Genomic DNA, 18,160 nt, shown 5'->3' on the forward strand with positions numbered 1-18,160 from the left:
TTCGAATTTACAAAGGAATTTCAGAAGCTTATTCTGCATCCTAAGGTGATAGATTGTGTATAAGGTATGTAGACACATCTGCGATGGCGGCCAGGGCGCGATGGATGACAGCAGTTTCACAAGGATGACAAAAGGGGGGATATCAAAAAACCGCGACCGAGAAACTGTTTTTTCCTTCACGCCAGACACCAGAATCCTGACCGAACGGGGTGAAGTTGCTATTCAAAACCTGCAGATCGGGGACATGGTCGAGACGGCTGATAAGGGTCTGGAGCCGATTGTGTGGATCGGATCCGTCACTGTCAAAGCGGCACGGCGAAATGCGCCAGTTGTCATCCCCGAAGGCACCTTTGATAACATTCGTGAAATCAAGGTATCGCAAAACATGCGTATCTTGATGCGTGGCTGGCAGCTTGAGCTGAACTTCGGATATCACGAAGCATTGGTATCGTTGAAAAATCTTTCTTATTTCAATGCCTTATCTGTTATCCGCAAGGGCACTGTCGAATACTATCACATCCTGCTTGAAGAACACGAAATCATCTATGCCGACGGCATGGCCTGCGAAAGCTTCTTACCGACCGAAGAAAGCCTGGACGCACTTGGACCAGAACAACAGGCGTCGATTTATCGAGTCTTCCCTGAGTTGCAGACCGACGCTGCATTCTACGGCCCCGCAGCACGCCGCGAACTTGCACCGTTCGAAGCGCGACTGCTGGAACCCAATAGCACCTAAGTCGCCTGCATCTGATCAGTTTCAGACAGGGCCACATCGCATCTTTTGCAGACACCCGGATGCTGGTGCATCCCGACATCCGGCAGAATTTTCCAGCATCGCTGGCATTTCTGGCCTTCGGCACGTTCGAAAACAACACCGACACCTTCGACTTCGGGCAATCGAAAGGCCTCTTGCGGCAATGGATCACCGGACAGACTGACCGCTGAGGTGATGCAGATATCTGCAAAGTTAACCGATCGTAGCGCCTTTAGCGTCTCGACATCGCGGGCATGAACAACAGGCGCGGCCTCAAGACTGGCGCCGATGACCTTATCCTGTCGTTGCACTTCCAATGCGGCCGTCACGACCCGGCGGGCTTTGCGGATCAGATCCCATTTCGCGGCCAGCGGTTCATCGCGCCATTCGCCCGGTGTATGGGGCATATCGACCAGATGGACCGAGCTGTCGTCGCCCGGGTAACGTTCCAACCAGACTTCTTCCATCGTAAAGACCAGAACGGGCGCAAGCCACGTGGTCAACCGGTGGAACAGCGTATCCAGAACCGTGCGCGCGGCGCGGCGTTCGGGCGTATTGCCGTCGCAATAAAGAACATCCTTGCGGATATCGAAATAGAACGACGACAGATCGACCGTGGCAAAGTTGAACAGGCTTTGGAAAACCCCCTGAAAATCATATTTCGCATAGCCCGTGCGCACCGTATGATCCAACTCGGCCAGGCGGTGCAGCACCCATCGTTCCAGCTCGGGCATATCGGCGGGATCCACCCGGTCCGTCTCGGTGAATGCAGACAGGGACCCCAGCATAAACCGCATCGTATTGCGCAAGCGGCGATAGCTATCGGCCACACCTTTCAGGATTTCGGGCCCGATGCGCAGGTCGGCGGTGTAGTCCGACTGCGCCACCCAAAGCCGCAGAATATCGGCGCCGTACTGCTTGGTTACATCCTCGGGGCTGACGGTATTGCCAAGCGATTTGGACATCTTCATGCCCTTTTCGTCCAGCGTGAAGCCGTGCGTCAGCACCCCGCGATAAGGCGCGCGGCCCTTGGTGCCACAGGCCTGCAGCATCGACGAATGGAACCACCCGCGGTGCTGATCGGTGCCCTCAAGGTAAAGGTCGGCGATGCCATCTTCGCTGCCGTCTTCACGGTCGCGCAGAACAAAGGCGTGGGTCGAGCCGCTGTCGAACCACACATCCAGAATGTCGAAGACCTGATCGTAGTCATCGGGGTTATAGTCGTTGCCCAAAAACCGCTCTTTCGCGCCGTCTTTGTACCAGGCATCGGCGCCCTCGGCCTCAAACGCGTCATTGATCCGTGCGTTCACAGCAGGGTCACGCAGCAGGAAATCCGCATCATCCGGCATCGCGCCTTTTTTGACAAAACAGGTCAGCGGCACGCCCCAGGCGCGTTGGCGGCTGAGAACCCAATCGGGGCGCGCTTCGATCATCGAATAAAGCCGGTTGCGCCCGGTCTGCGGGGTCCAGGTGACCAGCTTGTCGATGCTGGTCAGCGCCCGTTCGCGGATCGTCGTGCCATAATCATCCTGCCCATCGCCGACAGGTTTGTCGATGGCCGCAAACCACTGTGGTGTGTTGCGATAGATCAGCGGCGCTTTCGACCGCCAGGAATGGGGATAGCTGTGCTTGATCTTGCCACGTGCCAACAGCCCGCCAACCTCAACGAGTTTATCGATAACCGCCTTGTTGGCGTCGCCTTCTTTACCGTTTGGCTTTAGGATCGCCTTGCCGCCAAAAAACGGCAGATCCTGTCGAAATGTGCCATCTTCCAGAACGTTGTAGGTGATGACCTGGGAAAGCATTCCAAGATCACGGTAAAGTTCAAATTCGTCCATACCGTGCGACGGGGCGCAGTGGACAAAACCGGTGCCCTCCTCGTCGGTCACGAAATCGGCGGCACGGAAGTCACGCGGTTCGTCCCATTCCCCACCCGAGCCTTCGGCGTGGGCAAGGGGATGTTGTAACGTTAGCCCTTCGAGTTCGTATGCCGATACATCTCGAACTCTTTTATAATGGTGGTCTTCCAGCCTAGCACGCGAAAAGACTTCAGAGGCCATTTTATCCGCTACAATGAATTTTTCCCCAACATTTGCCCAACACTCGTCCGGAGTGTGAGTTATCTCGTAGATTCCGTAAGAAATCCCCTCGCCAAAAACTACTGCTTTGTTTGATGGGATCGTCCAGGGTGTTGTGGTCCAAATCACTACATATGTATTGTGAAAATTAAGTGGGTCAGACTCAACTGAGGCAACGCGCTCATCCTTGGTTCGGTTGTCGTCAGTGCCATAAATTGCCTCTGCCAAACGAACTGTCTGTTCAGCACGGTCTTTGGTATGTCCAGTCACCTTGAACTTCACCCAGACCGTGAAGCTTTCCTTATCGTGATACTCCACCTCGGCCTCGGCCAGTGCGGTTTTCTCAACCGGTGACCACATCACAGGCTTTGACCCCTGATAAAGCGTGCCGTTCATCAGGAATTTCTGGAACTCTTCCGCGATCACACGTTCGGCGTGGTAATCCATCGTCAGATAGGGGTTTTCCCACTTGCCCGTGATCCCCATCCGCTTGAATTCATCCCGCTGAACATCGATCCAGCCTTCGGCGAACTCACGGCATTCCTGGCGGAACTCGACGACCGGTACCTGGTCCTTGTCGCGGCCTTTTTGGCGGTATTTTTCCTCGATCTTCCATTCGATGGGCAAGCCGTGGCAATCCCAGCCCGGCACGTAACGCGCATCACGACCCATCATCTGCTGCGACCGCACGACCATGTCTTTCAGGATCTTGTTCAGCGCGTGGCCGATGTGCAGATGGCCGTTTGCATAGGGTGGTCCGTCGTGCAGGGTAAAGGGTTCGCGCCCCTTTTTTTCGCGCAGGCGGTCATAGACAGCCATCTTTTCCCATCGCGCCAGCCATTCCGGTTCACGCTTGGGCAATCCCGCCCGCATCGGGAAGTCGGTCTGGGGCAGGTTCAGTGTTTCTTTATAGTTAGGCGTATCGGCGCACATCTTTAGCGTCCTGTTCTTCGATCTATCTGGAAATGCAAGGGTCGGCGTGGGTGATCATACGCCTTGTCCCGGCGGCTCAGGTGGTCAGAGCGCCGGGCATGTAATTCGAATAGTGATCGCCGTGCAGTACATCATGGTGGTCTTATAGGCGCAGCTTTTGCCAGCGTCCAGTGTTGTTAAATCAGGCGCCTGTGGGTTCGGCCATGCGCTTCTGCACCCAGCGGTTCAGCCAGGCCAGACCCGCCAGCGAAAGCCCAAGCGCAAGGAAGGAAAAGACGCGCATCAGGCCGACCAGCTCTGATATATCGACGAAAAAGACCTTGGCCACTGCAAGTCCGATGATGATCAGGCCCGCCCGTCGCAAACCGGCGGACTGTTTGGCCAGCGCGCGGAAGAATAAGACAGCCCCGATGACCAGCAAGGCAACCGTATAGCTGTAAAGTTCGGGCTGGGTCGTGCCTGGATTATCCATGCCATCAGCACCCTGCCAGAAATGTCGGATGACCAAGGCCAGCCAAAGGGATGCCAAACCGATGGAAAGGCTGGACAAGGGCCATTTCAGCCAACGCGACATGGTCTTGATACGCCAGACGCCGATGCCCAGGACAATGGCCGGAAACAGGTAAGCCAACAGCAGTGTGTTCAGAAGCGGTGGGCCCAGAACCTCGCCGTCGAACCAACTTCCTGCGTCGACGAGCGGATTGAATAGCGTCAGCGCCAACAGCAGGAATATCGTCGCGATCAGCGCGTAAAGAATAATCAGGATAATCCGAACAGCCTTGATCCAAACCGCGCCAGACGGCAATCGCTGGATCTGCGCCAGCATCAGCGACAGCCAGACCGTTGCGATTGACCCCATGCCCCAATGATTGTCAATTCCATCGCCACCGAACTGCCATTCGGCAAAACGGAACAGCATGATTGAGGTGAAGATACCAGCCGCGCTGAAAGCCGCGCTGTCCAGCATCAGTTTGGCGACGGGCCGGTCTTTATGTCGCAGTATTTGCAAGGCCGCAACAAAAGCAATCAGGGGCGCCGCCATGGATGTTGCGGCTTCGAAGATGGGTCTATCGATTGCAAAATCTAGTCCCGGATCAATCACAACCCGATACCCAAGCACAATAACCCCGGCCGAGATGAAAATGCCCATAGGGCGCAGGTTGAACTTTCGGTCCAAGGCAGCGGCGGCAAGAACCATCACAGACAATGAGATCGTCAATGCAACCGAACTTAAGACGATAAACAGCGCAAATGAGATCGAAGACAACGCCGACAGCACCGCAAAAGAAGCGCGTAACTTGTCGTCGCCATCACGTTTGGCAAAGCGCTCGGCCGTAAACACCATCACCGCAGCCAGAATGACAGCATGCAAAGCCCAGGGATACGCGCCAATATGGGCGGCTGGCTGCCATGTGAATTCAAGCAAGATCGCCACAGCCGGCGCAAATACTGCGGCACCAGCAGCCCAGACCGCCGGGCGGGCCGTCCATCCAAAGGATCGCCAAGCTGCGGCAAGCGATGTGAGCAGCGCAATGATAAGCAATATCGTGGCCTGCATCGGCATCGACTGTTCGGCACCTTCAATGGGCTCTGCCACAAAGGCGCTATAGACGGATCCGTTGATATCACTATGACTGAAGATAGTGATCATGAAGACCAGTGCGGGCAGGACGGTCAGTTCTTCCAGCGCCGGAGCCTCTTTCGCCCAAATGATCAGGCCCAGCATCAAGGCAGTCAGACAGGTGATCGTCAGCCAGAAATCTGCAGCGCCGCGCAAATATAGAAGTGACATCAGAATGCAGGCGACCAATGTGGTCGCGCCCGCCAGACGTGTCGGAAACTCAGGCCACGGCATATCGGGTGTTTTGGTTAACATACCAAACAGGCTGGTTCCTTGATGTTTTGGCACAATGCTTAGCATCGGTACGCAAATCGATGCGAAAACAAGGCCGGTCAGATAAACTGCAAAGAACCCCGCTTGCGCATCCCCCATGTACAAAAGGACGCCCGCAGCAAACGCAGCAGAAATCGACAAGACCGATACCCAGGCCCAACGTCGGATTGAATCGACAAATAGCCCAGTCAGCGCCACAACCGCGAAATACGCGAATAAGCCTGATGGATCTTCGCTTTCGCCACCGATCAGGAACGGCGCAGCCATCGCGCCGATTATACCGACCACGGCCAAAAGCGGGCCATAAAACCAGCCCAGAACGATGGCTAAAACCGCGACAATGACCATAGCACCCAAAGCCGTATTCGGTCCGATCAAATCATACAGCATGCGCGCACCCAGGATCGCGCCGAACAAAGTAACGATCCCAGCGCTTGAAAAAGTCGATGGCAGGTATGCTGTCGAAACACTTTCGTCATCCCCAAAACACCGCCTCAACCATTCGCCGACGCCAACCAGGCCCGCACCAAAGACCAGCGCAATCAGGATACGCGCCATTGGGGGGATAAGGGCGTTTTCAATACTGTACTGCACCAGAAAAATCCCCGCCAATGCCAGCGACACAGCGGAAACCGCGTAAAACCAGTTTTCGCCAAGCCACTGAAAAAGCGCACTGATCTTATCCTGGCGGAAGACAATCGCTTGCGGTGGTGAAGTGACGTCCTGTCGTTGGTGGGGTGTCTGACCCGGTTGCTTTAGCTTCCCAGGTTTGGGTGTCGGCGATGTGACCTTTTGCGTTTTTTCATCTGAAATCAAAGGTAGCTCTCGCGGCGTCTTTGTGTTTTTTGCGATCGGATCAGATTTCAGATCGGCACCGCCGCGCCTTTCAAGCCTTTGAATGGCAGATTTCAAATTCTGCTGGTTGACGAATAGATAGATCACTGCGCCAAGCAGGATCACATTCAAAATAAATAACATTACCCGTGAACCACCTTTGCTTATCCCTGCGTAAGTCTAACGGGATTACCACGCGACAAAATGGTGGAATACCAGACCGTTGGAGATAATGTGGCTTTGTGGTAATTAGGATTACAGTGCTTGGATTTAGGTATTTCAAATCCACAGCACGCAATCGGCTGGCAATATCATGCCACTACATACTAAGGCTTAAGAAACTTTGCGCCCGATCCGTTTGATTGCGGCAGTCCACGGTTTGGCGTCCGTGATACAGGCTGAGCCAACCGGTCTGTTGTGACAACCCCTTGTCCGGTGCGAAAAGCACGTTTTAGGTCCTCGACGACCTCAGGCAGCTCCATACCTATAGCAATAACACCGCGCTCATCCCGAGTGCCCCTTGATACGATCGACACAACCCGCAAACGTTCGTTTTTCAATTCAAAAACAGGCGCACCAGACGATCCATAATATACATCGCAGTTAAATGCGATCAGCCCATCGCGACGCCCCAAAACGCTGCACCTGCGTTGCCAGCTTAGCGCTTCATTTCTGTCCCGGGCATAGGATACAACGCTGATCGTCTTGGCATTGCGTGATGGATATTCGACCAGATAGGGATCCGCCAAGCCGATTGATATGGGCTGATCCAGTTCCAGCAAAGCAACATCGTAAAGTGGATCACGACGCGGTTGTATCAATGACAGATCATAGGCCGGGTGCAGAACCAGACGTGAAATCTGCCGTTCTGCCAGTGACTCTCCGTCACGATAGCCGGCACGAAATGTAATGCGGCTTGGGTTGACGGCCTTATCGTCGACCAAACAATGTGCAGCAGTCAGTACCAGATTCTTGGCAATCAACGCGCCGGTACAGGTGCCTTTTCCACTGATGTCGACACGCCCCACGGCTTCCCAGCCAAAAAGATCATCGCGCTGTGTCAGGCGTTTCAGCCCGGTATCATCAGAGAAGACGACGGATGGGCTGACCGCAATCAAAAGGCACAAAAAGAAACGGATCATGGTTTTTGGAAATTAGCACCAATGTTGCGACGGTTGTTGTTATTGGCTCCATTGCTCAGGCGACGAATGTTCTGAACATCTTCAGGCCAATATCCTTCACCTGCGGACAGTTCTGCCAGCAATGCCTTAAGCGGCCCGTGCAGATCGGTGCCGATGGACACACTGCGGCCATCAATTTCGGCCATCGCTGAAACGACTGAAACGATTTTCGGCTGTTCATCATCAATCACAAAGATGGGGGCGCCCGATGATCCAAAATCGACCTCGCATGACAGAACCAATGTACCCGAACGCCGGGCCAGAACATAGCAGACTTCTTGGATCGACGGCGCTTCGGACCGGTCATGGGCATAAGATACAACGCCCACCTTCGATCCCTTGCGGGGCCGGACATCCGTCTGGAACGGCTGAATGCGTGTGTCGCGGATGGGGCGGATCAGCTCAAGAATAGCCAGATCGTTCTGGATACGCCCGCCGCCGACGCCAACATCATAGGTGTACGAGGGATGGATCACCGCCCGTCTGACTTCCCGGTAGGACTGCGCGCGACCGTTCCGCCAACCCGCCAAAAACTGGATGTTTCTGTGATCCAGGCGTTCACCCGTCACCTGGTCAAACAGGCAATGCGCCGCTGTCAAAACAAGATCCGGCGCAATCAGCGCGCCGGTACAAAAGCCACGCCCGCCGATGTCAAGCTGACCAACGGCTTCCCACCCACGACTGTCATCGGCAGTGCGCAGCGGTGTCAACTGGCTGTCTTTTGCAGCGGCTGGAAACACTCCAAGCAGAAGAATGGCTTTCAGCAAAAGCACAAGACGCATGATAGCTCCGCAGGTTGGGTTGGTCTGGGATCAGAACCAAGGGGAATCTTCCGTCAGGATCATTCAACCCTTTGACGGACGCAATAAAAAAGCCGCACAAAATGATCTGTGCGGCTTTCGATGTGCTTTTGATGCGACTTTATTCCGCTTTTGTTTCTGCTTCAGTTTCAGCTTCCTGCGCTTCGACAGACGCCGGGGCGTCATCAGCCAATTCATCCAGTGCCGCGCCGCCGATGTCATCAAACAGCTCGGAAATTTCAAATTCGGCCGCTGCTTCTTCTTCTGCGGCAAGCTCTTGGATGGATTTACCAGACGCCTGAAGTTCGGCCTCTTCCTGGGAACGCGCAACATTCAGCATGATCTTGGCGTCGACTTCAGGGTGCAGGCTGACGGACAGTTCGTGCAGGCCCAGTTCTTTGATCGGCGCCACCAGCGACACCTGTTTGCGATCAATCGAAAACCCGGCTTCTGTCACGGCATCTGATGCATCGCGGGTCGTGACCGAACCGTAAAGCGCGCCTGAGTCAGAGGCGGAACGAATCACAATGAACTGCTGACCGTCCAGACGTTCAGCCAATGCATCAGCTTCTTTCTTAGTCTCAAGATTGCGTGCTTCCAGTTGGGCTTTCTGCTCTTCGAACTGCTTCACATTGGCATCCGACGCCGTCAGCGCCTTGCCCTGTGGCAGCAGAAAGTTACGGGCATAGCCCGGTTTGACGTCAACGACATCGCCCATCTGGCCCAGTTTGGCCACGCGTTCCAAAAGGATGACTTGCATGTCTTTCTCCTTACTTCACAGCGTATGGCAACAGGGCCAGGAAGCGCGCGCGTTTGATAGCACGGGCCAGCTCACGCTGTTTTTTGGCAGACACCGCAGTGATACGGCTTGGAACGATTTTACCACGTTCCGAGATGTAGCGTTGCAGCAGACGTGTATCTTTATAATCGATCTTTGGCGCATTTTCACCCGAGAAGGGGCAAACTTTGCGACGGCGGAAAAATGGTTTTGCAGCCATGATTTAGCTCCTTCTTAGCGGGGTCTGCGTTCACCGCGGTCGCGGTCGTCACGTTTTTGCATCTGAACAGATGGACCTTCGACGTGTTCATGTACTTTGATCGTCAGAACGCGCATCACATCTTCATGCAGGCGCATCAGGCGTTCCATTTCCTGCACAGCAGGCGCAGGGGCATCTGTTTTCAGAAATGCATAATGGCCCTTGCGGTTCTTGTTGATCTTGTAGGCCATCGTCTTGACGCCCCAGTATTCGCTTTCAATAAGCTTCCCGCCGTTGTCGGACAGGACAGTGCCAAAGTGTTCAATCAGACCCTCGGCTTGCGTGTTGGACAAGTCCTGACGCGAAATAAAAACATGCTCATATAGCGGCATGCGATCTCCAGTTCTATCTAGGCGCACTTCAAAGGGGGGCTTTCGTCTTCCACGCCCACCCACGAGAGGTCACGCGATTCACATCCTGTGGAAGAAGCCGCGCTATCGCATAGTCCGCGAAATTTCGCAAGAGCGCCCTACTGTTGTCGTATTTGACGGTAGGTTAAAGCGCGATAGAATATTGATCATATGGCTGCCGAGGGAGCAGGACGATGGCGAAAACAGACGGCGACACCACAGGTTTTACAGTCGAAGAGGCACCTTGGGGTTATACGATTCGCGCTAATTTTAAAGAAGCATGGGTTGCAATCGCATTGCAGGTGGCTTCCTGGGCATTCGCCACAGCATGTATTTTGGCAAGCGTTGCACTTTGGTTTGCGCCCAGCACAACAACCGGACCTTATGTTGTTTATATAAAGTTCGGCACATCCGTCCTGCTGGCAACATTGGGCATGTTGCTGCTGTCATATTCGGTTCGCGGCAGGCAATCAGAATTTCAGGTGGATACGAAAAAGGGTGAAATCCGTGAGGTTGTGCCAAACAAATCGGGCGCCCCGACAGAGCTGAGCTGCTATGATTTTCGTGATCTAAACGACGTTATAATTCGGCAAATTCAGCAAAACAGCAAAGCAGAGACACTTTTACTAAGCTACAAGAACGGCATGCATTTTGTTCCGTTGGTGTCGGGATCACAGCACATTCTGGAAAATCTAAAGGATCGCATTCTGGCTGATCTGGCGGTACCGGAAACGCCGAAACCATCTTTCCAGAAAACCAGCATCAGAACCAGACTTTTCGGACAAAGCAAAGATATCTCGGACGCAGCTTAGCTTTCCGTCACAAGCTGATATTCCCGCAATTCATCTGCGGTCAGTATGTAAATCTCGTCCGGTGGGGTCAGCAGCGCGGGTTGCATCAGTTTCAGGCTGATGCCCATTTCATCCAGATACGTCATGACTTCACCCTGACCGCGCTGAATGTCTTCGACCGCGATAAAGGCAGGCAACATGGTATTTTCGCCAAAGTAGTGCTGGTGTACCCCGATATAACCGGTCTGCGCTGTGCGCCGGTCGGTACCGCCCGCAAATACATAAGGACAAGCCGACAGACAGATGTGTTCAGCATCGACACTTGTTTCGAAACCGCGGTCACGGATCACGCGTCCAATTTGCAGAGCATCCGACACAGACCCACCCGGACTATGCAGCGAAATTATCGTTGGCGCGTTCAGTTGTTCCTGCAGGTAGGTTTCAAATCGTTGCGCATCGCCCGGCGCGATTTGGCCGGTCAGACGTAACAGGTCGCCATTACGTTCGAACTGCAATCTAGCGGCCATCGGCCCGACATCCGGTCCGGTGTAGGGCGTAACCGGTGCCCGTGACGGTTGATATCGCCGGGTCTGATCGCCAGGTGCAATGGGGCGTTCAAGCGTCGGCGCGCGCGACGGAAAACTAAGCGAAATCGATGATCGCATCAGATCCCCAAGGACCAGAAAAGCAGCAATTCCAAGCTGAACAAACAGCATAAACTTGATGGCCATCAAGGTTGATGACTTTGGTTTCTTGACGGCCTTGGCGTCAGCGTTGCTCACCTTTTCGACCCTGACGGCAGCGTTTCAATCGCGGCGGGTTTTGGACCAACCGCATCCTCCGGATCGATCCGACGTTCTCTATCTTCGATGTCCAGTGTTTCGCCGTCGATATCCATCAGCGCCGCGCGCGCCACACGTAATTCAGCCAAAGTCATCGAATCTTCCAGGCTGACATCGCCCCGCCCGGCCCGAATAGCCGCTTGCGTAATAGTCAGGATAAAGACCAAAACCGCTGGAAGCAGGTCGATTGCAATTGCCCCCGCCCAGCTTGGTACAAAGTTTGCGGCGTATTTGATAACCGCATCGGCTGTTGAGATTGGGGTATAAACAGGTTCAACCGGTGTAGGCATGGCCATGACCTCTTGTGCTGCGACGCGCAGTGTATCAGCCCGCTGTGACAATACCTCAAGTACAGATGTGATCGTTGCGGCCTGATCAGATCGGTTCGCATCTGTTGCACCATCCAACTGCGGCAGCACGACCGAAGCCGACAAGTCCTGCGCCGCGCGTTCAACCAGCGGTGCGACCGATAGCTGCCTGATCTGTGTGATGACACCCGCCAAACGCACGGCCTCTTCGGAAAATTCAACGGATCGCGCCTCAACCGGGCCGGGTTCAACTGTTAGCGCGCGCATACGGCTTAGGATCAGGTTACCCTCGGCGAAAGATGTATCAATCAGCGGTCCCTGACTGGCGATCTGGTTTTCAAGTGTCTGCAGTTCCTGAGATTTCTGGCGAAGAACGCGAAAAACCGCACCGCGACCAGCCAAACCGGATAGATTTCCGGTTGCTTCCAGTTCCGACAAATCCTCAAAGCTTTGGCGTGCACGGGCAACGTCACGCTCTAAACCCTGCGCCGCGATGGCAATCGCATTCGCCTGTTCAAGTGATTGCTGATAGTCCTGCACAGTTCTGGCCAGATGCTGTTCGACAGCCGCAGCGCCAGCCAAAGCCGCAGCGTTCAACCAAGACGACATCGCAATAATCGCGCCACATCCGAGCAACATCGACAAAAACAGCCCCACCCGCGCCCTGGCGGTGCGAACGGCAGGCAGAAGGCGTATCAGGAAGGACCAGAAAACAAATATGCCAACCGAAACGGCAATCGAATAGGCCATCGCGGCAAAAAAGGACAATGCCCCGTTGTCGTCCAACAGCGACGACACACCCAGATAGGTATAGATGCCGGATGCAACAGCCAGAACACCCAAGGCGGCACCGGTAAAGGTATCAAGCCAACTTAGATGGCCTTCCAGTTCTTTGGCGTAGCGCAAACCCTGCGATCTGACATGGTCATGATACTTTTCCGACACTGGCACAGTCCTTTGATCATTGATCCTTGGACTTTATGCGGGTGAAACCACCGCAGTGTAAATGCCGTTGTTAAAACCTGATCAGGCTGGGCTGCTGGCGACAGGTTGCAAAAGATCGACTGGCAGACCCTGGCCAGCGATGATGCGTTCCGCCAATTGCGTAATCGCTTGTGTCTGGCGTGGATCGGTCGAGGCCGACGCGACATCTTTCAATATCTGGCCAATAGCCGCAGGATCGGCATTTTGTGCCGTTCGCAAACCTTGCGCAATCGCCGCAGCCAAAGCCCCGATCTGAGTATTGCGCAACGCATCGTCAACGTTTTCGGCCAGGATCTGCTGCAACGCTGTGTTTGTTGCGGCACGGCAGACAGCCGCATCTTGACTACAAGCGGTCTGAACGGCAGCTGCATCAAACTGCAAAGCCTGCGCATGCAAAACGGTTGCAGTCAGGCAAAACCAAACGACAACAACAGCAATGACACGTTGCATTCCAAACATCCCTTTTGACGTCGCAGTCTGTGCGATGCTGTTACCATAAAGAAACTTTGGTTTATCGTTTATTAACGGTTCGGAAGGCAAAAGGTTAAAGCTTTAACGATTTACCCGAGTCATGAAACGCGCACTTCTTATATCACTGACACTGTTTTTCACGACCACAGCTGCTGTCCAGCTTTGGGCCGAGTTGTCAACCGTTCAGTTTTCGAATGCAAATAAACAGACCGATTTTTCAGCGCTTCTTTCATCGGTTCCACCTGTTCCACCGTCTGTCCGTGGCCGCTATCAGATCCTGCAGACCTGTGATACCGCATTGAACGGGCCATTCGGGCAGCTTCAAAGCACCGCCTGGCGGGCCCAGATCGGGCAGCACTGCCTGATTACCGCCAATAATATATTGCGACAGACGCCCCAGTTTTCCTTTGCACATCTGATCGTCGCCAGCGCTGAAGCCGACAGAAATAACATCAATGCAGCGCGGGCTGCGTTGCAATCATCCCAGACGCATGCCCCCTATCAAGCGTGGCTGATCGAAAGGCGCATCCAGCTACAGTTCGAAGCCGGTCACCTGACGAAAGAGGAGCTTGAAGGGCTTTTGCTGACCGCCCGCGGCCCCAGTATCTTAGCGGCACGCTATGCCGCTGACCCGAATATCAGAGCGGTTATTCTTGCGGTACTTCGCCAGATATCACCGCAATCGCAAAAGCGCTTTCTGGATCAGATCAAGGCGCATGCGGGATGAATCACACCGTTCCGCACCCCGATCAAAACATCCTGCAACGACAACCGACTGACCGGCTGGCATCCATTCAGATCTGGTCTCTGATCGGTTTGATCCTGCTGGTCCCGCTTCCACTGGCCAGCAACAGGCCCATTTTTTGGCTGTCCTGCAGTGTACTGGTTGGGTTCATCACGCTGCTTCATTTCATTTTGTCGACCAAACACAGTGCGCCTTTTCGTATTGTGAAGGACCACACAATCCTGTCGATCCTGACCATTCTGTTTTTGATATCAGCTGCGGTACATAGCCAGTTTTCAAGCATAGTAAGCGAGGCCAGCCAGCTGGGCATGATCCGCCTGATCACCTACACCCTGTTTTTTGCGATGATCTATCAGGTCTGCAATCACCAAAAACCGCGCGACATGATCATTTGGACTGTTTTTCTGGCCGGTTTGCTACAAGCCCTATTGGCGATTATCGCATTGGTTTTGCTGAGTGATGCAGCACTTTGGGGCGAAAAAATCGCCTATAAGGGTGCCGCCACAGGAACATTCATCAATCGTAACGCCTTGGCCATGTTTCTTGGCATCAGTCTGATGGCAGGTTTGGCCATTGTGACGCGCTATCGCTCCGACAGCCGCATGCTATCCCTGACAGGGCTTGAGGTCATCGCGATCTGGTTTGCGCTGGGCCTTGTTCTGATCACCTTGATCACCACCCAATCCCGCACTGGTGTTGCCGTGGCCCTTCTGGGTTTTGTTTTTTACATTGCTAACTCAACTCAGAAATCGAGAAGTTTTTTCGAACCAACCGCACTGATGGGCGCTGTGATTGCAGTACTGACACTGATGGTGTTTGGGGCTGGCGTCATAACACGTGGCATGTTCTGGCAGGCAGATGGGGTTGATCGCATCCAGCTTTACAGTCAGATCATTCAAGCCACGGTCGAACGCCCCCTGACGGGATACGGTCTGGACAGTTTCCGTCTGGCTTTTGAGCAGTTTCATCGCCCACCCCTGACATCGGAACTGGTCTGGGAATACGGCCATTCGACCTATCTGACCCATTGGTTTGAGTTCGGCGTCATCATTGGCTCACTTCCTGTATGTCTTGGCATAGCTTTAGCTGTCGGTTTGGTCCGAAATAGACAAAACCCCTTGGCCAAGGCTGCATTGGCGGCGCTTTTGATGTGCGCAGTCCATGCCACAGTCGACTTTGCACTTGAGATGCCAGCGAACGTGTTCCTATTGCTGGCTTTGCTTGCAGTCGGATTGTCTGACACCCCGAAACGGAAAGCATAAATGGCACTGACAGCATTCAAACAGTTTCTGAAATTTGAAACGGCGGAACCGCGATGCAGGATGGTCATTCCGACTATCACACAACCGATCTATGCCATCGGCGACATCCATGGGCGTTTGGATCTGTACCGCGCCCTGGAACGCTGGATCCTTGCTGATCTGCGCAAATCCGGTGGCGTCGGGTTGATTGTAGCCCTGGGTGATATCGTCGATCGCGGGCCAAGCACTGCACAGTTAATTGAACTGTTTGCAGCTGGCAGCGCTGATAACGTTCGCAAGGTCTGCCTTTTGGGCAACCACGAACGGATGATGTTGGATTTCCTGAAGTCGCCATCCATGGCATCGGACTGGCTTAGCTTCGGGGGGTGGCAGACGTTGATGTCCTATGGCATCAAGCCAACGACCGGTATGACCGATGCGCAACTGAAAGAAGCGGTCAGTACGCAGATTCCGGCGCATCACATCGATTTTCTGAAAAGCATGCCAATCTCGCTTCACGCGGGCGACTATTTTCTGTCACATGCGGGGGCGGACAAGCGCTATGGGCTAGAGGATCAACCCGAAGACGTTCTGCTTTGGGGGCGCAGTCAGCCATCGCATCCCGACGCGGTGGTGGTGCATGGGCATCGCACAGTTGAACAGGCCAAACATTTCGGCAGCCGCATTGCGCTGGATACGAATGCCTATGCCAGCGACGTGCTAAGCGCCGTCAGGCTGGGTCCCGACACCACAACACTTTTCATGGAAACGGCGCGCAAGCAGCCGCGCACGATCAAGGAGTGATCCATGTTGGATACTGAACTAAGCCTCAAGGATATCTTTGGTATTCTCAGACGGCAGATACGGCTGATCGGGCTGGTTGTGTTTATCGGCTTGTGCTGCGCGTTGGCGTATTTGTTAGCCTCGACACCGGTTTATCGCGCGACGGCTTTGGTTCTGGTCGACCCGCAAAAACGCGACATTCTGGATCCAGGCCGTCAGCAAAGTGTTTCTGGGTCGACCGAAAACGCAAGGGTTGACAGCGAAGTTGAAATTCTGCGATCTTCGGCAACCGCGCTTGCGACCATAAGACAAACCAATCTGGTCAACGATCCTGAGTTCGGCCCACAACTGTCGACCCGCGAAAAACTGCTGCGTTCGGTGGGTATTGAACCCGAAGTCAATGAAAACCCCGATGATCTTGTGCAGGGTGTTTTGGCGCGCTTTCAGAACGCCATCACGATCAAACGACGAGGGCTGACCTATCTGATTTCGGTTTCGGTCGATGCCAAAGACCCAGAGCGTGCCGCGCATTTAGCCAATGCCGTTTCACAGAATTATATAAATCAGCAACTTCAGACCAAAATCGCCGCATCACTGACCGCACGGGATGCGCTTCAGGCACAAAGTGACAATGCCCGCGACAGGCTGGCGCGGTCCGAAGACGCTCTGGATCTGTTCATTTCCCAGAACATTGATCGGCTTGAAGCGGAAAACGGAACTGATGAAATCAGCCTGCTGCGCCAGCAGTTGAATACCGTCAGCCAGAGCAGACTGGCGTCCGAGGTTCAAGCGGCGTCGGCCCAGGCCGCCCTTAGCGTGCAGGATTGGTCGACCCTTTCTGAAACTCTGGGGGATGAAGCCATCCGGTCACTGGCATTGCAGCGGCAACAGCTGCAAGATCGGCTGGCCGGACGTGATCCGTCAGATATGACAACGGCGGATCTTAGTGCTGAAATCCTGCGGCTTGAACAATCGCTGCAATACCGCGCGCTGAACGGGATTGAGACCCTAAAAACAGAAATCGCCAGTTTTGATCAATCCGTCGATCAACTTCAGGGGCAAATCCGGCAGACCCTTCTGCAGGGACAAATGTCGTCTGATACAATTGCGCAGGTTTTCACTCTGCAGCAGGAAGCCAGCATCGCACGGCGTCAATATCAAAACCTGCTATCCCGGTTGCGTGATCTTGAGGCGCAGGCGGCTTTGCAGATCGCCGACAGTCAGGTTGTTTCCGAGGCGCTGCCGCCCACCAAACCCATCAGTCCGAACACTCGACTGACGCTTGCTTTTGCCATTGTTGCGGCGCTGGGTATTGGATTGGCGCTGGCGCTTTTGAACGAATACCACGTCGGTGGGGTTGGATCGGCCGCGCAGCTGAAAAACGTGACCCGATCCAGCCAGGTTATCCGCCTGCCCGCACTGACTGGCAAATCAGTGCCTGGCGATCAGATCATCGATGCGCCGCTATCAGCCTATGCCGAAGCGATGCGCCGCCTGCGTGCGGAACTAGACATCAGCTTGCATAATAAAAAAGGCGCCAAAGTGATCTTGGTGACCTCTGCGATTCCGTCCGAGGGCAAGACGTCGACAGCCTTGGCGCTGGCGCGGACCTGTGCACTGGCGGGGCAGGATACTCTGCTGATCGACTGCGATCTGCGTAAACCCAGCCTGCATCAGCAGCTTGGGCGCACACCCGACAGTGGTTTCATGCAATATCTGCAAGATCCCAAATCGAATGGCGGCGATTATCCCGAGTTCTATCAACGTGATGCGCGCAGCCCCGCCGCCGTGATTATGGGGTGTGGTCAAAGCGATGTGCCAACCGATCAACTGCTAAGCTCGGGTGTTTTTGAAAAGCTGATCCATGATGCCAAAAAGGTAACGGACGTCATCATTCTGGACAGTGCGCCACTGCTATCGGTTGTCGATACCCGCTATATCGCCCGGCACGCAGATGCGATCGTTATGTCGGTGCGTCATGCCAGCACGCCGCAATCCGACGTGCGGATGGCGATGAACGAACTGATGCAAGTGATCGAACCCGATGTGCCCGTGATCAGCGTTCTGAACGTCGAGGACGCGAAACGCGACATGCACCGGACGTACGGATACTACGTGGATCAGGCCGCTTAAC

16 protein-coding genes are annotated in these 18,160 nt (G+C 54.4%); 6 read left to right on the plus strand and 10 right to left on the minus strand.

Annotation, left to right across the window (positions count from 1 at the left end; translation table 11 throughout):
• Positions 1-55: 55 nt before the first annotated feature.
• Positions 56-736 (plus strand): Hint domain-containing protein, encoded by a 681-nt coding sequence (locus H7848_RS00230; RefSeq protein ID WP_208347080.1) that lies wholly within the window; start codon positions 56-58, stop codon positions 734-736.
• Here the strand turns inward: H7848_RS00230 and ileS are convergent.
• From ileS to rpsF, 7 genes are all read right to left on the minus strand, one after another.
• Positions 733-3,765, minus strand: a complete 3,033-nt coding sequence (gene ileS, locus H7848_RS00235; RefSeq protein WP_208347082.1) for an isoleucine--tRNA ligase — start codon at positions 3,763-3,765, stop codon at positions 733-735. The genes H7848_RS00230 and ileS overlap by 4 nt on opposite strands.
• Positions 3,766-3,946: 181 nt before the next feature.
• Positions 3,947-6,637, minus strand: a complete 2,691-nt coding sequence (locus tag H7848_RS00240) for a DUF2339 domain-containing protein (protein WP_208347084.1) — start codon at positions 6,635-6,637, stop codon at positions 3,947-3,949.
• Positions 6,638-6,819: 182 nt separating this feature from the next.
• Complete coding sequence (locus H7848_RS00245; RefSeq protein ID WP_208347085.1) at positions 6,820-7,635, minus strand: trypsin-like serine peptidase; 816 nt, start codon at positions 7,633-7,635, stop codon at positions 6,820-6,822.
• Positions 7,632-8,456 carry a trypsin-like serine peptidase gene (locus H7848_RS00250; protein ID WP_208347086.1) on the minus strand — a complete coding sequence of 275 codons (825 nt, stop codon included), beginning with the start codon at positions 8,454-8,456 and terminating at the stop codon, positions 7,632-7,634. The genes H7848_RS00245 and H7848_RS00250 overlap by 4 nt, the downstream gene beginning before the upstream one ends.
• 139 nt (positions 8,457-8,595) lie before the next feature.
• The gene (gene rplI / locus H7848_RS00255; RefSeq protein WP_208347087.1) at positions 8,596-9,234 is read right to left on the minus strand and encodes a 50S ribosomal protein L9; all 639 of its coding nucleotides are present in this window, start codon (positions 9,232-9,234) and stop codon (positions 8,596-8,598) included.
• Between the two features lie 10 nt (positions 9,235-9,244).
• Positions 9,245-9,472: a 30S ribosomal protein S18 gene (gene rpsR, locus H7848_RS00260; protein ID WP_005608650.1), complete on the minus strand. Its 228-nt coding sequence runs from the start codon at positions 9,470-9,472 to the stop codon at positions 9,245-9,247.
• A 14-nt stretch (positions 9,473-9,486) separates the two neighbouring features.
• Complete coding sequence (gene rpsF / locus H7848_RS00265; protein WP_208347088.1) at positions 9,487-9,843, minus strand: 30S ribosomal protein S6; 357 nt, start codon at positions 9,841-9,843, stop codon at positions 9,487-9,489.
• 212 nt (positions 9,844-10,055) lie between these two features.
• Here rpsF and H7848_RS00270 point away from each other — a divergent pair, with 212 nt between their 5' ends.
• Positions 10,056-10,673: a hypothetical protein gene (locus H7848_RS00270; protein WP_208347089.1), complete on the plus strand. Its 618-nt coding sequence runs from the start codon at positions 10,056-10,058 to the stop codon at positions 10,671-10,673.
• Here H7848_RS00270 and H7848_RS00275 read toward each other — a convergent pair.
• The 3 genes from H7848_RS00275 to H7848_RS00285 all read right to left on the minus strand — a co-directional run bounded on the left by H7848_RS00275 (position 10,670) and on the right by H7848_RS00285 (position 13,236).
• The gene (locus H7848_RS00275; protein ID WP_336512040.1) at positions 10,670-11,434 is read right to left on the minus strand and encodes a COG3904 family protein; all 765 of its coding nucleotides are present in this window, start codon (positions 11,432-11,434) and stop codon (positions 10,670-10,672) included. The genes H7848_RS00270 and H7848_RS00275 overlap by 4 nt on opposite strands.
• Positions 11,431-12,747, minus strand: coding sequence for a hypothetical protein (locus H7848_RS00280; RefSeq protein WP_208347090.1), 1,317 nt, complete (start codon positions 12,745-12,747; stop codon positions 11,431-11,433). Before H7848_RS00280 ends, H7848_RS00275 begins: the two co-directional genes overlap by 4 nt.
• Before the next feature lie 81 nt (positions 12,748-12,828).
• Complete coding sequence (locus H7848_RS00285) at positions 12,829-13,236, minus strand: hypothetical protein (protein ID WP_208347092.1); 408 nt, start codon at positions 13,234-13,236, stop codon at positions 12,829-12,831.
• 121 nt (positions 13,237-13,357) lie between these two features.
• Between H7848_RS00285 and H7848_RS00290 the strand changes: the two genes are divergently transcribed.
• Genes H7848_RS00290 through H7848_RS00305 form a run of 4 tightly spaced genes read left to right on the plus strand, consistent with a single transcriptional unit; the run spans position 13,358 to position 18,159 of the window.
• Complete coding sequence (locus H7848_RS00290; protein ID WP_208347094.1) at positions 13,358-13,984, plus strand: hypothetical protein; 627 nt, start codon at positions 13,358-13,360, stop codon at positions 13,982-13,984.
• Entirely contained in the window at positions 13,981-15,264 is a 1,284-nt protein-coding gene (locus H7848_RS00295; protein ID WP_208347096.1) for an O-antigen ligase family protein, read from the plus strand. Before H7848_RS00290 ends, H7848_RS00295 begins: the two co-directional genes overlap by 4 nt.
• Positions 15,265-16,047, plus strand: coding sequence for a metallophosphoesterase (locus H7848_RS00300; protein WP_208347098.1), 783 nt, complete (start codon positions 15,265-15,267; stop codon positions 16,045-16,047).
• Positions 16,048-16,050: 3 nt separating this feature from the next.
• Positions 16,051-18,159 (plus strand): GumC family protein, encoded by a 2,109-nt coding sequence (locus tag H7848_RS00305; protein ID WP_208347100.1) that lies wholly within the window; start codon positions 16,051-16,053, stop codon positions 18,157-18,159.
• Position 18,160 lies beyond the last annotated feature (1 nt).

The organism is Pseudaestuariivita rosea, assembly GCF_017592335.1.
GTDB lineage: Bacteria > Pseudomonadota > Alphaproteobacteria > Rhodobacterales > Rhodobacteraceae > Parasulfitobacter > Parasulfitobacter rosea.

Excerpts from the sequence above, each read along its gene's own strand:
- H7848_RS00295 (WP_208347096.1), top strand. The coding sequence starts at position 13,981 with ATGAATCACACCGTTCCGCACCCCGATCAAAACATCCTGCAACGACAA.
- H7848_RS00290 (WP_208347094.1), top strand. The coding sequence starts at position 13,358 with ATGAAACGCGCACTTCTTATATCACTGACACTGTTTTTCACGACCACA.
- rplI (WP_208347087.1), bottom strand. The coding sequence starts at position 9,234 with ATGCAAGTCATCCTTTTGGAACGCGTGGCCAAACTGGGCCAGATGGGC.
- rpsF (WP_208347088.1), bottom strand. The coding sequence starts at position 9,843 with ATGCCGCTATATGAGCATGTTTTTATTTCGCGTCAGGACTTGTCCAAC.
- H7848_RS00270 (WP_208347089.1), top strand. The coding sequence starts at position 10,056 with ATGGCGAAAACAGACGGCGACACCACAGGTTTTACAGTCGAAGAGGCA.
- rpsR (WP_005608650.1), bottom strand. The coding sequence starts at position 9,472 with ATGGCTGCAAAACCATTTTTCCGCCGTCGCAAAGTTTGCCCCTTCTCG.
- H7848_RS00250 (WP_208347086.1), bottom strand. The coding sequence starts at position 8,456 with ATGCGTCTTGTGCTTTTGCTGAAAGCCATTCTTCTGCTTGGAGTGTTT.
- H7848_RS00305 (WP_208347100.1), top strand. The coding sequence starts at position 16,051 with ATGTTGGATACTGAACTAAGCCTCAAGGATATCTTTGGTATTCTCAGA.
- H7848_RS00240 (WP_208347084.1), bottom strand. The coding sequence starts at position 6,637 with ATGTTATTTATTTTGAATGTGATCCTGCTTGGCGCAGTGATCTATCTA.
- H7848_RS00300 (WP_208347098.1), top strand. The coding sequence starts at position 15,265 with ATGGCACTGACAGCATTCAAACAGTTTCTGAAATTTGAAACGGCGGAA.
- ileS (WP_208347082.1), bottom strand. The coding sequence starts at position 3,765 with ATGTGCGCCGATACGCCTAACTATAAAGAAACACTGAACCTGCCCCAG.
- H7848_RS00285 (WP_208347092.1), bottom strand. The coding sequence starts at position 13,236 with ATGCAACGTGTCATTGCTGTTGTTGTCGTTTGGTTTTGCCTGACTGCA.
- H7848_RS00245 (WP_208347085.1), bottom strand. The coding sequence starts at position 7,635 with ATGATCCGTTTCTTTTTGTGCCTTTTGATTGCGGTCAGCCCATCCGTC.